Here is a 13,955-nt window from a genome sequence, read left to right on the forward strand (position 1 = left end):
GCGGCAATACAGTCGGCGCGTGACCGATCGGCGCACTGCCCCCAAAATGGCCTGCGCCGGCGGCGCGTTCAATGCAACGGCGACCACGCCTCCGGCAACGCGATCGTCGAGGTCGCCCTTTCGATCTGTTCCGGGCCGCCGGCCGGTGGCCAGAGACCCGCCGCGTAGTGCCGTTTTCTCAACGCCATCCGCTCTTCCAGACTCGAGAATCCCCAGATGTGCACGATACGCGGCGGTCCATCGAGCGCGTACATGTTGCAAACGAGATGCGACGTATAGTCTTTGGCCGGGCCCACCGCCCGTTCCCACGCGGAAATGGTCGGCGCGATACCGCCGGCTTTCAGCCAGTAGCGGCGAATCTCGTAGAAATCGCCGAATACCCGCGGTTCGATCTCGGGTAGAAAAGGAAACAGCGCATAGCTTTCCATCGTCAATCGAACGGACGCGCTTTCAATCCCGAAAGGTTGCCCGGCGCTCAAGGCCCGATTGCGTTCGTGTTGCAATTCATCCGTCGTGTCGAAGCCCCTCAGCACGACGATCCGCGACAACTCGCCAATCTCCGTGCGCCATGCGCCCAGTAGCCTCCCTGGCGCGCCGGCATCGGATACCCAGCGATGCGCGCGGCGCGACACCCTATCCTGGTCTGTAAGCGGACACGACAACGTCGTGAGTTCATACAGCATGGCTGCCCTCCTTTCGCGTGGATGTCGCAATGTATGACCGAAGCGGCGGCCGATCAACGCGCGTCGCCTTGAAACAGAATCCAGTACCATTGCGCAATGGATCTCCTCAAGGCGATGGCCGTATTCGTCCGTATCGTGGAAACGGGTAGCCTGACCGCGGCCGCGCAAGCGTCCGATCTGTCGCCGACCATGGTCGGCAACTACCTGCAGGCGCTGGAAAGCCGCCTGGGCACGGTCCTCGTCCACCGCACGACGCGCAAGCAGAAAGTCAGCGCGTTCGGCCACGCCTACTACGCGCGATGCGTCGAAGTCCTCGGTCTGGTCGACGATACGGAGCGGCTGGCGCTCGATCATCTGCAGCAGCCGCGCGGGCGCTTGCGCGTGACGGCACCCGTGGTGTTTACGAACGAGTGCCTGATTCCCGCGCTCCCGGACTATTACCGGCGCTACCCCGAGATCAAGCTCGATATCGTCGCCACCGATTCGCTCGCCGATTTGTTCGATGAGGGTTTCGAGGCAGCGATTCGCATCGGCGCGTTCGCCGGCGCGGACGTGGTCGCGCGTCCGCTCGCGCCGTACCGGCTGGTGCTCTGTGCATCGCCCGCGTACGTTGCCGAACATGGCGCACCGACCACCCCGCACACGCTTGGCGAGCATCAATGCCTGACGTATGCCTATCCGCCTCGATCGGCGTGGCACGCGGCGCAATCGCGATGGATGCTCGAAGGTCCGGACGGGCCGATGAGCGTCGCCGTGGACGGCAGACTGAAGACCGACAGTGCGGATGCGTTGCGCCGGGCGGCATTGAGCGGGCTCGGTATCGCGATGCTTCCTTCGATGTTGATACGCGACGACATTCGCGAGCAGCGCCTCATCGAGATCCTGCCGGACTTCGCCGCTCCCGAACGATCGATGACGCTGCTTTATCTGCAAGAGACGCGGAAATCACCGAAGCTTCGCAGCTTCACCGAATTCGTGGTGGACCGCTTCGGCGCCGAAACGACGGATCGGGCCTGATACGGCTACCGCCCGGAAACCGCCGCGCCACCGCCGCGCGACGTCCTGTGTCGATCCTGAACGCCGAAGCCGCCGGTCAGGGCGCCGCACCGAACGGTCGAATCACGACGCCGCGCAGCCACCGGTCGCCGGCCTCGTGGTGATCGCGCGCCTGCCAATGCTGCCGTACCGCGAAGCCTTCGACCGGGACCGGGCAGGCATGAACCGCCAGGCCGCTCGCCTGAGCCAGGGTCTGGCCGACATGACGCGGCAACGCCGTGATCGGATCGGTCGTCCGGACGATCGCCCCCAACCCGGGAAACCCGGCAACGCCAGCACGACCTCTCGCTCGGCAAGCCTATACAATCGGCACGATGCATCGAAGCCATGAAGCGCTGACCGACCACGCCCGTCCGCCACCATGAATGCACCCGCCGCCCCCTCCTCCGCGCCGCCGGTACTCGGCGTCTACCGGCACCCGGCCGACCCGTCCGCCGGACAATGGCTCGTCAGCCGCTCCGAGCGCGCGCACCTGTTCCGCATCCAGCATCGCCGGCCCGACGGCAGCACGTCGGTCGACACCGTCGTCGATGCCGACAATCTCGACGCGAAGCTGCACAAGTGGCTTCGGGAAGGCTTCGTGCGGCGCGCGTCCGACGACCGCGCACCGCCCGCGCATCGCGACGGATTCATGCAGGACTTGCGTCGTGCGCATGCGTCGCGACCGGCCGCGGCCCCCGATGCGGCCCACCTCGTGCGCGTAGGCGGCGTGCCGATGCCGCGCGGCCCCGGCGGCCCGCTCGTACCGCCGCCGAATCCGGCCTACCTGTTTACCGCGCGGGCGACGAGCGCGCTCGAGGATGTCGTCGAGAACCGCCGCATCCTGCTGATCGGCCACACGGGCACCGGCAAGACGAGCCTGATCGAACAGACCGCCGCGCGGACCGGCCACGGCGTGCTGCGCTCGAACATGAACGGCCAGACGACAGTGGGCGACTTCGTCGGCTTCTGGACCGTCAAGGGCGGCGAGACGGTCTGGATCGACGGTGTGCTGCCGACCGCGATGCGCGAAGGACTGTGGCTCATCGTCGACGAGATCGACTTCGCGGAACCGGCGATCCTCGCGGTGCTGACCGCCGTGCTCGAGCCGGGCGGCAGCCTGCTGCTGAAGGAGAAAGGCAACGAGATCGTCGCCCCGCATCCGTCGTTCCGGCTGTTCGCGACCGCCAACGCGGTGGGCGCGATGGGACGGTTCCGCCACCTGTACCAGGGCGCCAACGTGATGAACGAGGCGTTCCTCGACCGCTGGCGCGTGTACCACCTCGACTACCTGCCGCCGGCCGACGAGGCGCACGTGCTGCAGCGGACCTTCGGCGCGGCGATGTCGGCGGCGATGGCCGACACGCTCGCCGCGATCGCGGCCGACTGCCGCGCCGCGTTCGTTCGCGAGGATCTGGCGAGCGCGTTCTCGACACGGCGCCTGCTCGACTGGGCCGAACTGATGCTGCGTACCGGCGACCCCGAAGCCGCCGCCGGCCCGACGATCTACGCGAAAGTCGACACGGAAGACGCCGACCTGATTCGCACCATCATCCGTCACTACATCGACGTGGACGGGTGAAGCCGATGAACCGGGACGACGACGCACGCGCGCAGCGTCTGGGCCGCCTCGCGCGCACGCTCGCGCAACGGCACGGCATCGACGTGCGGTTCGCGAACCACGGCCCGGCCATCGAGCACGACGTGCTGGTGCTGCCCGACAGATGGCTCGCCGGCGAGATCGACGACGCTGCCCTCACCGGCTTCGTCGACCTGCATGCGGCGCGCCTGCGCTTCGGCGCCAGCGACACCGTGGCCGCGCTCGCATCGCCCGCCGTGCGCGCGCTCGCGCAGGCGATCGACGACCGCCGCGCAGCCGCGTGCCTCGTCGCGCGTTATCCCGGCGCGCAGGCGTTCCTGCGCCGGATGCGGACAGTGACCGGCGCCGATACGCTGCGCCGGTGGCCGCGCGTCGCATGGCGCGACAAGCTGCTGTGGCGCATCGAGCGCGCGTTGTGGGACGAGCGGCCCGCAGCCGTCGAGCGCCTGCCATCGCTCGACGCGACGCTGGCCGCCTGCGACGATGTCGTCGACGAAGCGCGCGCCGCGACGTCGACGGCCGACAGCATCCGCGCGGCGCGGCGCATCGTCGAACGCGTGCGCGCGCTGGCGTCGGCCGGCGCCAACAACATGATGTTCACGGCCGATCCGGGCAGCACGATCGACAGCGACGCGATCGCCGCCGAGTTCGACCCGGACGGCCAGGGCGCGGCGGACGATGCGCGCGCGCCTGCCGCCGCCGAATCCGGCGCCGCGACGATCGCCGACACGGCAACGTCGGCGCAACCGCCGACGCCGGGCGATGCGTCCGCCGGCGCGATCCGCCTGTCGACGGAGAACCGGCCGCTGCTGTCGGTCCCGCTGACCACCGCATTCGACACGGTGGCGGACTTCACCGGCCGCGGCGAACCGGCGCGCTGGCATCGTCTGCTCGGCGCGGCCCGCGCCCAGACCGGGGCGCTCAAGCGGCAGCTCGAACGGGCGCTGAAGGTGGACGAGCACACCCGCTGGAAGCGCGAACAGGAACGCGGCGATCTCGACCGTGCGGCGCTCGCCCGCGTCGCGACGTCCCCCGGCTACCGCACGCCGTTTCGCGTCAGGCGTGCGACGCCCGGGCGCGACGCGGCGGTCAGCCTGCTGATCGACTGCAGCGGCTCGATGGCGGGCAGCAAGATCGAACTCGCGACGCTCTGCGCGGCCGCGCTGTGCGACGCGCTGATTCAGCTCGGCTTCGCGTGCGAAGTGCTTGGCTACAGTTCCGCCGAGGATGCGGCGATGCGCGCGCACTACCAGCGCTGGATCGACGACGGTCTCAGCACGTTCGGCTACAACCGGTTCGTCGAACGGCTCGACCTGCGGGTCTACAAGCGGTTCGATTCCGACAACCCGAGCGGCATCGCGTGCCTCGAATGCGGCCACGAGAATCCCGACGGCGAGGCATTGAGCTGGGCCGCGGAACGGCTGTTGTCGACGCCCGCACGCCGGCGCATCCTGATGGTGCTGTCCGACGGCTCCCCGGCCACCGGCGACGGCCACCCGGCGATCCTGCGCACCGACCTGCACGCACGCGTCGACGCGTTGCGCGCACGGCGCGTCGAACTGATCGGCGTCGGCATTCTCGACGATGCGGTCGAGTCGTTCTATCCGGTCAGCCGCGTGGTCGAACATCTGAATGCGTTGCCGGGCGCGGCGTTCGCGGTACTGAGCGACACGCTGCTGGATCGCCGGTAGCGCTGCGCGCGGCAGGGTGGAAGCGGACTTCGGCATTGCGGTTCGCACACAAGTCACATCGGACGGTTACCATTCCGCTTGGCCGGGTCGAATCGCCGCCGCGACGCAGGATCGCGTTTTTCCGTTGCATGCGCTCGGCCGCCCGGTTCCGCTGCGGTCGCGGGCGGCAGCACGAACCTTGCTCCGCAGCCGGTCGACTTTCATCCCGACGGCGAATCCGGCCGCCTCGCACTGCCGCGGCCGGCAGCCGGCACGAAACTGCATATGCCCAGGAAACGATCCAGCCTCTGGCTGCGGCCTCTCGAACTCCTCTCAATCGCGACCGGTGCGCGGCCGAAGAAGGTGGCCGGCAGGACGCGGCCGGCCGCCAAAAAGGCCGCACCGCAAGTCGCCTCCGCCAAGGCGCCGCAAAACGCCGCCGGGAAAATCACTCGACGGGCCTCCACGCCGGCGGCCAGCGTCCGTTCCGCCAAGCGCACGCGCACCGCGCATGCCGCACGCGCGGCGTCCGACACGCCGCCCGGCACGTGGCTGCGCTCGTTTCACTCCGCCGGCCCGAGCGCCGGCCGCCTCGTCAATCATCTGGCGTACGCGCTCTATCTTCCCGCCGCGCCGGCCGCGACAGCCGCGCTGCCGGTCGTCGTCATGCTGCACGGCTGCAAGCAGACCGCCGAATCGTTTGCAGCGGGCACGCGCATGTGCCGCCTCGCCGAGCGTGCGGGGTTCGCCGTGCTGTTTCCCGAGCAGGCCAAGACCGCGCATGCGCACCGCTGCTGGCACTGGCATGGTGATGCGACGCAGTCCGAAGCCGCGGCCGTCGTGTCGCTGGTCGATGCGATCGTGCGGCACCATGGCTTCGATCGCGACCGGATCTACGTGGCGGGCCTGTCGGCCGGCGCGGGGCTCGCGGCGGCACTGGCGATTCGGTATCCCGACCGTTTCGCGGCGGTGGGCCTGCACTCGGGGCCGGCCATTGCCCCGCCGTCGTCGGCGATGGCCGCGATGAGCCTGATGCGACGCGGCATCCGCGACGACCCGCTCGATGCGCTCGACGCCTGCGCCGACGTCGCGTCCTATCCGGGCATGCCGGCGCTCGTCGTGCACGGTGCGCTCGATACGGTCGTCACCGACCGGAACGCGACGCAACTCGGCATCGCATTCGCGCGGCTCAACCGGCTCGTCGACGAACACGGCGCGATCCGCGTCGGCGAACAACACGGCTACGCGCGAAACGATGCCGCTTACGTCGATTATCTGAAGGCCGGGCGGCTCGTCGTCAGGGTGTGCATCGTCCACCGGCTGCCGCATGCATGGAGCGGCGGCGACCCGCGCGAGCCGTTCCATTCCGCGACGGGGCCGGACGCGAGCGCGATGTTCTGGCATTTCTTTCGTCGTCAGCGCCGCAAGCGACCGGCGTGACGCACGACGCGAGCGGCGGGCGGCGATCGCGTCACGCGCGTTGCTCCAGCGCCGCCGCACTCGCGCGGTCGACGGCACGCCGGACCGGCAAGCGGATCCGGAAGGTGGTCCCGCGCCCCGGCGCGCTCGTCACGTCGATCGTGCCGCGATGGCGCTCGACGATCCCGTGCGACACCGACAGCCCGAGCCCCGTGCCCTGCCCGACCGGCTTCGTGGTGAAGAACGGATCGAAGATCCGCCGCATGACGTCGGGCGTCATGCCCGCGCCGGTATCGCTGATTTCGATCGACACCTGATCGCCGTCGCTCGACGTGCGGATCGTGATCACGCCATGCTCGGGAATCGCCTGCGCCGCGTTGACCAGCAGGTTCATGAATACCTGGTTCAATTGCGACGGCAGGCATTCGACGGGCGGGATATCGCCGTAGTCGCGCACGACGTCGGCCTTGTACTTGAGTTCGTTGTGGACGACGTTGAGCGTGCTCTCGAGCCCCGCGTGCAGATCGACGACGCGCCATTCGTCGCTGGCCGGGCGCGAGAAATCGCGCAGGTCCTGCACGATGCGCCGCACCCGCAGCGCGCCGTCGATCGATTCGTCGATCAGCGTCACGATCTCGTCGCGGACGTAGTCGAGATCCGCGGCCCGGCGCACGGCTGTCAGCGTGTCGCGGGTGGTCGGATCGAGCTGCGGCAGCGCGGCTTCGTGCGCGGCGATCACGTCGAGCAGGTTGCGCACCCATGCCTTCAATGTATTGAGGTTCGCGCTGACGAAGCCGATCGGATTGTTGATCTCGTGCGCGACACCGGCCGCGAGCTGGCCGATCGACGCGAGCTTTTCCGACTGCAGCAACTGGTCGTGCGTTTCCGCGAGCGCATGCAGCAGGCGCCGCTGTTCGTCCTTCTCCTGTTCGAGCTGCGCGTGCGCGGCCTTGCGTTCGTCGATCTCGGCCGCCATGTTCTCGCGCGTGCGCTGCAGCATCTGCGTCGTCTGCTCGTAGCGGCGCAGCGCGCGTTCGAGTTCGTCGGTTCGCAACCGCACAAGCCGCTCGAGCGTGTCGGTCATGCCGCGCAGGAAGGTGGTGCGCGCATCGAAACGGCACAGCATCAGCGTGACGACCAGCGTCGCCATCGTAAACAGCGCGACCGTCGTCGCGAGCCACGGCGCGTCGACCCCTTGCGCGGCGCCGCACCGTGCATCCGCCGCGAAATGCGCGGCGGCCATCGCCGTGTAGTGCATGCCGGTGATGGCCGCGCCCATGACGACGGCCGCGCCGATGCGTTGCACGGTCGCGTGGCGCGCCTGCCGCGCGCGCAATGCCTGCGCGATCCATAACGCGGCCGTCGATGCGATCACCGCGATGCCGATCGATGCGGCGAACAGCGCGGCATCGTAACGAATGGCCGGCTGCATGTGCATCGCGGCCATGCCCGTGTAATGCATGCCGGCAATCCCGCCGCCCATCAGCACGCCGCCCGCGCACAGCCGCCGCCAGCCGAGCCGCGCGCGCGTGACGACGTTCAGCGCGAAGTACGACACGAGCACGGCGATCGCCAGCGAGATGCCCGTGCCCTGCCATGCATAGCCGAGCGGGATCGGCAGCGAGAACGCGAGCATGCCGACGAAATGCATCGACCAGATGCCGGTGCCCATCGCCGCCGCGCCGCCCGCCAGCCAGGCCCGCTTCAGCTTTGGGTTGTCGAGCAGCGAAATGAACGCCGCGAGGTCGAGCGTCGTGTAGGAGGCCAGCGTCGCTATCGCGAGCGACAGCAGGACAAGCGGGACGTTGTAGGTGCCGTGCATGGTCGGGCGCCCGAGGCTGGGTGAAGGCATCGTCGCGGTGCGCGGTCGAACGCGCACCGCGACCGTCACGCCGGCGGCGCGCCTGCGTCGGGCGCCTGCGCCGACGCCGCCGGGCCGGCCAGCACGAGGATGTCGAACGGCGTCCCTTCGCGCGTCTCGAAGCGCCGCACGAGTTCGATCTGATGCGCGGACATCACGCTGCCCTTCGTTATCAGCAGCACGCCGCGATGCGTGCGCAGATCGTCGGCGAGCCGCATGCCTTCGCGCAGTTGCGCCGACCGGATCTCGGCGACGGATGCCGCGATGCCGAGACTCGCGGGGTCGCGCATCAGCTCGGTGAAGCGCTCGACCAGTAGCGGGTCGTAACGCACGCCGGCCTGCGAACGCAACACGTCGATCGCCTGCTCGATCGAATGCGGCGCGCCGATTTCGCCGTGGCGCAGCCCTTCGAAATCGCGGGCGATCGCCACGATCCGCGAGCCGGGCGGGATCGCTTCCCCGATCAGCCCGTCCGGCGTGCCGCGCCCGTTGAAGCGCTCGTACTGGTGCAGCACGATCGACGCGACCTTGTGCAATTGCGCGACGGGCGTCAGCACCATCTGCGCCCGCAACGGATGCTCGTGGAACAGCCGCTGCTCGTCCGTCGTCATCCGCGTGAGCGGCTTGTGCAGCAATTCGTCCGGCAGCGACAGCTTGCCGATGCCGTGCAGCAGCCCCGCGAAATAGACGTCCTGCGCGTGCAGCTCGCTCATCTGTGCCGCCAGCGCGAGCCGGCGCGCGATCTCGCCGACCCGCATCGCGTGGCCGCTGGCGGCGCCGCAACGCAGTTCGATCATGCTCGCGCAGACCTGCACCATCGCCGTGAAGCTGCTTTTCAGGTCGCGTTGCGCGGCCTCGAGAAACATCACGGTCTGGCCGAGCTCCTCGGTGCGCGCACGCACCTGCGTTTCGAGTTCCGTGTTGAACCGGCGCAGCGCGTCGTTCTGCGCTTCCGTCAGCGCGGCCAGCCGGGCCGCTTCGCGGCGCAAGCTGCGCTGTTCCAGCGCCTGCTCGATGGTCAGCAGCAGGTCGTGATCGTCCCACGGCTTGTTCAGGTAGCGGTACACGCCGCCTTCGTTGACGGCCTGCACGACCGACGCGATCTCCGCATAACCGGTCAGCAGGATGCGCATCGTGTCCGGGTGCAACGCCCGTGCGCGCGCCAGAAATTCCGCGCCGCTCATGTGCGGCATCCGCATGTCGGACACGATCAGGTCGATCTCCGTCGACGCCAGGATCGCGAGTGCGGCCTCGCCGCTGTCGGCGGTCAGGACGTCGTAGCCGGTTGGACGAAGCACGCGCCTGAGCGCCGACAGCACGTTCGGCTCGTCGTCGACCAGCAGGATCGACGGGGCGCGTTCGGCGTCGCCGGAAGCCGCTGTTGCGTCGGGGGTTTCGGATGGCACGCCATTCACGCCGTTCGTTGCAGATGTCGTCACAATGGGCCTCGGATCGATTGTTCACGTCCTCTCTGCAACATCGGCCGGCCTCGCGTTTTCCATATTGGTGGAAACGCTGATACGTGCGTGCCGGTTCCACCGACATGCATCCGGCGCTGCGCTACCCCCATTGTCGAACCCGCTTCGCGCGCGGCGCGGATATCCCCTTCCGCTTCGCCGATACGTCAAAGCCCGAACGGGCGCCATCGGCTTCGATGAAGCGGCATGGCGTCGGGGCGCGGGTCGGGCTCGTTGGCCGGGACTCGCGCCGCGCACCCGTCAAGGCACCTGGATCCCGTCCGCCCGCGTGGCCAGGAATCGCAGGTACTTGTCGTCCTCGTCCTCGAAAAGCTCCGGCCCGCCGCCCATGTAGGCGCGCATCAGCTCGTCCGCCGCGCGGTCGAGATCACCGAGTTCGAACTGGCACTGACCGAGCCGCAGGTGCAGGAACGGATTGCCGATCGCGTTGGGAAACCGCATCGCGTAGCCGAGATTGTCGCGTCCGGCCGCGTAGTCTTCCTGAAAAAAGTTCGCGTCGCCGATGGCGGCCATGAGCCAGGTGCCGGCTTCCCACTGGGTCTTGGGTTCGGGCAGCAGGTCGAACGCCTCCCGGTATTTCGCGAGCGCGCCTTCGAAATCCTCGTCCTCCGCCAGCGCGTCGCCGGCCTCGCTCAGCGCGCCGATCTGCTCGTAAAGTGCGTGGTCCAGTTCTGCCATGAGGGGTCCTTTTTTTCCGGAAATCGAAGGGGCGTCGCGCGGCGAACGGGGCGCTGCCAGCGCGGTATCGGCCGCGCCATGCATCGTCGTGCCCGATTCGTTCGCCAGGCTCGTCAACAGTGACGCAGCATACCCGAGCGCGATGACGCGTGCGCTGCGGTTTCCGGTGTACCGGCCCGGCGCGTGCCGCAGGTGCCGGCATGCGGGCCCGTCACTTCAATGACCGACCCGATAGATGCGACCGCTATGCACCCCCTCGACACTGCGGCGGTAGGCCAATGCCACGCGTGCCGCCGGCACGCCTTCGTAGCCGGGAAAGAATGGCCCGAACCGGTCCATGGATTCCGTCAGCACGGTCGGACTCACGGCATTGATGCGGAGCCCGCGCGGAAGATCGCATGCGGCGGCACGCACGAACCCTTCGATCGCGGCATTCGACGCTGCGGCATGGGCGCCCTGCGCGATCGGATCATCGACCGCGATGCCCGAGGTCAGCGTGATCGAGCCGCCGTCGCTCAGGAAATGCTGACCCATCAGCGCGACACGCACCTGACCGAGCAGTTTGTCCTGCAGGCCCTGATGGAATTCCTCCGCCGTCATCTCGTCGATGGGCGCCAGAATGACATTGCCCGCGGCGACCACGATGGCGTCGATGCGCCCGATCTGCTCGAACAGCGAACCCACGCTGTCGTCACGGGTGATATCGACCTGGCGGTCGCCACGGGTGCGGCCGACACGAATGATTTCGTGCTTGCCGTCACGCGCCAGCTCATCTGCCACGGAACGGCCGACGTCCCCGCCGGCACCGATTACGACGATCTTCATCGAACACTCCTTTTCGCGTTCAGGTGGAAACGTCGTCATTCTTCCCCGAACCGAAGAGCCCATAAATATGCTCTAATTTCCAACACTACTAACCTACAGTTCGCAATATGGACAGACTGCGTGCGATGGAAACCTTCGTTGCCGTCGTGGAGGGCGGCAACTTCACCGAGGCAGCACGGCGGCTGGCAATCTCGGCGGTCATGGTGGGCAAATATGTGCGCGAACTGGAGGAGCGCCTCGGCGCACGCCTGCTGGAGCGTACGACCCGACGCCAGAACCTGACCGATGCCGGTCGCGCGTTTTACGAAGACGCCAAGCGCGCGCTCGAACACATGCGGATCGCCGAAACGTCGGTCGAACGGCTGCGCGCGTCACCGTCCGGCACGTTGCGCATCAGCGCGCCGATCACCTTCGGCGCCTGTGTGATCGCGCCGCTGGCCGCGACGTTCCGGCAGCGGTATCCGCTCGTGCGTGTCGAACTGGAATTGAGCAATCGCAACGTCGACCTGATCGACGAGGGTTTTGATCTGGCGATCCGCATTGGCGACCTGGGCGATGCCGACCTGGTTGCCAAGCCGTTGACGCTGTATCGCATGGTGATCTGTGCGTCGCCGGACTATCTCGCCCGGTACGGGCGGCCGGAGACGCCGCAGGACCTGGCCGCGCATCACTGCCTGTCTCACACGGTATGGAACAGCCGTCACGGCTGGAAGCTCGGGGACCAGGACAGCCCGCACTTGTCCACGGAACCGGTATTCACGTGCAATGACGGCAACGGCCTGCGGATGGCCGCGATCGCAGGCGCGGGATTGTTGCTGCAACCGGAAGTCCTCGTGCGCCACGATCTGGCCAGCGGCGCGTTGGTACAGGTGCTGCAGGACCATTCACCGAGGCCGCATCCCGTTCATGTCGTGTATCGACACGACCGGCGGCCGCTGCCGAAGCTCACCCGCTTCGTTGCCCATTTGCTCGAGCAGGTGACGGAGCGCGAAGCGTCGTAGCATGCGTTTCCCGCCAGAAGGCATGCACGACAGCGGGTGCGTCACTCCGCCATCTTCGGCGGCCACGCATGGCTTTCGGCCTGACAATGCCTGCACCACGCATACAGTGCGTCGTACATGACCAGACCATGCTCAAGCATGTCGTGATCGTCGGAAAACAGCGCCGACAGCCCGAGTGAAATCGCGTAGAGCCCGCTGGACTGCGGCGTCAGGTCGAGCCGCGACGTATCCGCGCCCCGCACGATGCGGGCCATCTGCTGCAGCGCCCGGTCGCCGGTCAGGCCGTACTTGTCGAGAAACGCGTCAAAGCTGCAGTACTCGCCGACATGCGTCAATTCCACGCCTGGAATGTCGTACGGGATCGCACCGGTCTCGCCGGCGATCCGCAACACGTCGCCCGGCGGTACGTAGAGGAACACCGGGCGCTCGTCGATGAAACGAACGATGAGCCAGGGACAGGCGACCCTGTCGATCTTGGGACGTTCTCGCGTAATCCACTGCATGACAGCCTCCCCGATCAGTGATGCAACAGCGGATACACCATCAAGCCAATCACGGCGGCCCCCGCCACGACCGCCGGCTCCGGCAGCTTCTTGAATCGGACCAGCAGCACGATCGTCGCCAGCGCCATCAATGCGGTGGGCACGTCGACGATCGAACGTCTGGCCAGCACGATCACCGAACCTGTGATCGCGCCCACGGCGGCTGCCGTCACACCGTCGACGAAGGCCAGAATGGCCGGCAGCTTGCCGTACTTCTTGAAGTACGGGGCCGGCAACACCGTGAACAGATAACACGGCAGGAACGTGCCGGCTGCCGCCACGCATGCGCCTGGCAGGCCCGCCACCAGATAACCGATGAAGCCCACCGTGATGACGACCGGCCCCGGCGTGATCATCGCGACCGCAACCGCGTCGACGAACTGTTTCTCGTCGAGCCAATGGTGCTCCGTGACCACACCGCCATAGAGGAATGGCACGATGGCGAGGCCCGAGCCGAACACGAAGGCGCCGGCCTTGGCGAAGAAGGCGGCAAGTTGCGCAAGCTGCGGCCAGTCGGCGATACCCAGCCAGGCGCCGGTAGCCGATACCGGCAGCGCGACCATCGCATCGACGCGCCGCTGGCGCAACCAGCCGGGCGGCGAGCGCGTGAACCAGACGAGCAGGCCCGCCGCGAGAAACAGCCACGCCACTTCCGATTCGGTGATCACCGTCACGGCGACCAGCGTCAGATAGATCGCCCAAAGCAGCTTGTCGCGACCGATGCTCTTCGCGGTCAGCTTGCGTGCGCTGATCGCGATGATGCCGATCACCGCCGCGCCCACCCCGTAAAACACCGACTGCATCCACGTCAGGCCGCCGAATCGGGTATACGCATAACCGAGCAGCACAACCATCAGAAACGACGGCAGCACGAACGCGATCCCGACCATCGTCGCGCCGACGATGCGGTAGTGCACATAACCGAGATATATCGCCAGCTGCGCTGCGAGCGGACCAGGCGCGAGCTGCGCGAGCGCGAGGCCTTCCTTGTAGTCCGCGTCGGCGATCCATTTGCGGGTGTCCACGAGGTCCCGATGCATGTAGCCGGCGAGCGCAACCGGGCCGCCGAAGCCCGTCGCGCCAAGCCACGCGAAATAGATGATCAGCTGCCACAGCGTATAGGCGGGGCGATCGCGATGAATGTTCATGGGGCGAGCATCAGG

Annotated in this window: 12 protein-coding genes and 1 pseudogene; 5 read left to right on the forward strand and 8 right to left on the reverse strand. The window is 67.8% G+C overall.

Annotated elements, in window-relative coordinates:
* Window positions 1-68 precede the first annotated feature (68 nt).
* Window positions 69-683: an NIPSNAP family protein gene (locus tag VXM69_RS36860; protein WP_049030703.1), complete on the reverse strand. Its 615-nt coding sequence runs from the start codon at window positions 681-683 to the stop codon at window positions 69-71.
* 96 nt (window positions 684-779) lie between these two features.
* Here VXM69_RS36860 and VXM69_RS36865 point away from each other — a divergent pair, with 96 nt between their 5' ends.
* Window positions 780-1,700, forward strand: a complete 921-nt coding sequence (locus tag VXM69_RS36865) for a LysR family transcriptional regulator (RefSeq protein WP_367190442.1) — start codon at window positions 780-782, stop codon at window positions 1,698-1,700.
* 76 nt (window positions 1,701-1,776) lie between these two features.
* On the opposite strand, the pseudogene VXM69_RS36870 reads toward VXM69_RS36865, so the two are convergent.
* A pseudogene (locus VXM69_RS36870) lies at window positions 1,777-2,039 on the reverse strand (LysR family transcriptional regulator); the annotation flags it as partial.
* A 61-nt stretch (window positions 2,040-2,100) separates the two neighbouring features.
* Here VXM69_RS36870 and VXM69_RS36875 point away from each other — a divergent pair.
* From VXM69_RS36875 to VXM69_RS36885, 3 genes are all read left to right on the forward strand, one after another.
* On the forward strand, window positions 2,101-3,300 hold the full coding sequence (locus tag VXM69_RS36875) for an AAA family ATPase (protein ID WP_367190443.1): 1,200 nt from the start codon (window positions 2,101-2,103) through the stop codon (window positions 3,298-3,300).
* A gap of 5 nt (window positions 3,301-3,305) precedes the next feature.
* Entirely contained in the window at window positions 3,306-5,009 is a 1,704-nt protein-coding gene (locus VXM69_RS36880; RefSeq protein WP_367190444.1) for a cobalamin biosynthesis protein CobT, read from the forward strand.
* A gap of 264 nt (window positions 5,010-5,273) precedes the next feature.
* On the forward strand, window positions 5,274-6,428 hold the full coding sequence (locus tag VXM69_RS36885) for a PHB depolymerase family esterase (RefSeq protein ID WP_367190445.1): 1,155 nt from the start codon (window positions 5,274-5,276) through the stop codon (window positions 6,426-6,428).
* A 31-nt stretch (window positions 6,429-6,459) separates the two neighbouring features.
* Here the strand turns inward: VXM69_RS36885 and VXM69_RS36890 are convergent, their stop codons facing one another.
* The 4 genes from VXM69_RS36890 to VXM69_RS36905 all read right to left on the reverse strand — a co-directional run bounded on the left by VXM69_RS36890 (window position 6,460) and on the right by VXM69_RS36905 (window position 11,249).
* Complete coding sequence (locus VXM69_RS36890) at window positions 6,460-8,229, reverse strand: histidine kinase (protein ID WP_367190793.1); 1,770 nt, start codon at window positions 8,227-8,229, stop codon at window positions 6,460-6,462.
* A gap of 65 nt (window positions 8,230-8,294) precedes the next feature.
* Window positions 8,295-9,707, reverse strand: coding sequence for an HD domain-containing phosphohydrolase (locus VXM69_RS36895; RefSeq protein WP_367190446.1), 1,413 nt, complete (start codon window positions 9,705-9,707; stop codon window positions 8,295-8,297).
* A 279-nt stretch (window positions 9,708-9,986) separates the two neighbouring features.
* Complete coding sequence (locus VXM69_RS36900; RefSeq protein WP_034191780.1) at window positions 9,987-10,424, reverse strand: tol-pal system YbgF family protein; 438 nt, start codon at window positions 10,422-10,424, stop codon at window positions 9,987-9,989.
* A 216-nt stretch (window positions 10,425-10,640) separates the two neighbouring features.
* Complete coding sequence (locus tag VXM69_RS36905) at window positions 10,641-11,249, reverse strand: short chain dehydrogenase (RefSeq protein ID WP_049028812.1); 609 nt, start codon at window positions 11,247-11,249, stop codon at window positions 10,641-10,643.
* Window positions 11,250-11,356: 107 nt separating this feature from the next.
* On the opposite strand from VXM69_RS36905, the gene VXM69_RS36910 reads away from it, so the two are divergent.
* Window positions 11,357-12,250 (forward strand): LysR family transcriptional regulator, encoded by an 894-nt coding sequence (locus VXM69_RS36910; protein WP_069704822.1) that lies wholly within the window; start codon window positions 11,357-11,359, stop codon window positions 12,248-12,250.
* A 41-nt stretch (window positions 12,251-12,291) separates the two neighbouring features.
* On the opposite strand, the gene VXM69_RS36915 is transcribed toward VXM69_RS36910, so the two are convergent.
* Together VXM69_RS36915 and VXM69_RS36920 are read right to left on the reverse strand one after the other, a co-directional pair.
* Window positions 12,292-12,753, reverse strand: a complete 462-nt coding sequence (locus tag VXM69_RS36915; protein ID WP_034191783.1) for a chromate resistance protein ChrB domain-containing protein — start codon at window positions 12,751-12,753, stop codon at window positions 12,292-12,294.
* A 14-nt stretch (window positions 12,754-12,767) separates the two neighbouring features.
* Complete coding sequence (locus tag VXM69_RS36920; protein ID WP_034191784.1) at window positions 12,768-13,940, reverse strand: chromate transporter; 1,173 nt, start codon at window positions 13,938-13,940, stop codon at window positions 12,768-12,770.
* Window positions 13,941-13,955 lie beyond the last annotated feature (15 nt).

Source organism: Burkholderia sp. Ed8, assembly GCF_040761425.1.
Lineage (GTDB): Bacteria > Pseudomonadota > Gammaproteobacteria > Burkholderiales > Burkholderiaceae > Burkholderia > Burkholderia seminalis.

What these genes read in the sequence shown, in the direction of transcription:
- VXM69_RS36875 (WP_367190443.1), top strand. Translation starts at nt 2,101, where the DNA reads ATGAATGCACCCGCCGCCCCCTCCTCCGCGCCGCCGGTACTCGGCGTC.
- VXM69_RS36890 (WP_367190793.1), bottom strand. Translation starts at nt 8,229, where the DNA reads ATGCACGGCACCTACAACGTCCCGCTTGTCCTGCTGTCGCTCGCGATA.
- VXM69_RS36860 (WP_049030703.1), bottom strand. Translation starts at nt 683, where the DNA reads ATGCTGTATGAACTCACGACGTTGTCGTGTCCGCTTACAGACCAGGAT.
- VXM69_RS36880 (WP_367190444.1), top strand. Translation starts at nt 3,306, where the DNA reads ATGAACCGGGACGACGACGCACGCGCGCAGCGTCTGGGCCGCCTCGCG.
- VXM69_RS36915 (WP_034191783.1), bottom strand. Translation starts at nt 12,753, where the DNA reads ATGCAGTGGATTACGCGAGAACGTCCCAAGATCGACAGGGTCGCCTGT.
- VXM69_RS36865 (WP_367190442.1), top strand. Translation starts at nt 780, where the DNA reads ATGGATCTCCTCAAGGCGATGGCCGTATTCGTCCGTATCGTGGAAACG.
- VXM69_RS36920 (WP_034191784.1), bottom strand. Translation starts at nt 13,940, where the DNA reads ATGAACATTCATCGCGATCGCCCCGCCTATACGCTGTGGCAGCTGATC.
- VXM69_RS36885 (WP_367190445.1), top strand. Translation starts at nt 5,274, where the DNA reads ATGCCCAGGAAACGATCCAGCCTCTGGCTGCGGCCTCTCGAACTCCTC.
- VXM69_RS36910 (WP_069704822.1), top strand. Translation starts at nt 11,357, where the DNA reads ATGGACAGACTGCGTGCGATGGAAACCTTCGTTGCCGTCGTGGAGGGC.
- VXM69_RS36905 (WP_049028812.1), bottom strand. Translation starts at nt 11,249, where the DNA reads ATGAAGATCGTCGTAATCGGTGCCGGCGGGGACGTCGGCCGTTCCGTG.
- VXM69_RS36900 (WP_034191780.1), bottom strand. Translation starts at nt 10,424, where the DNA reads ATGGCAGAACTGGACCACGCACTTTACGAGCAGATCGGCGCGCTGAGC.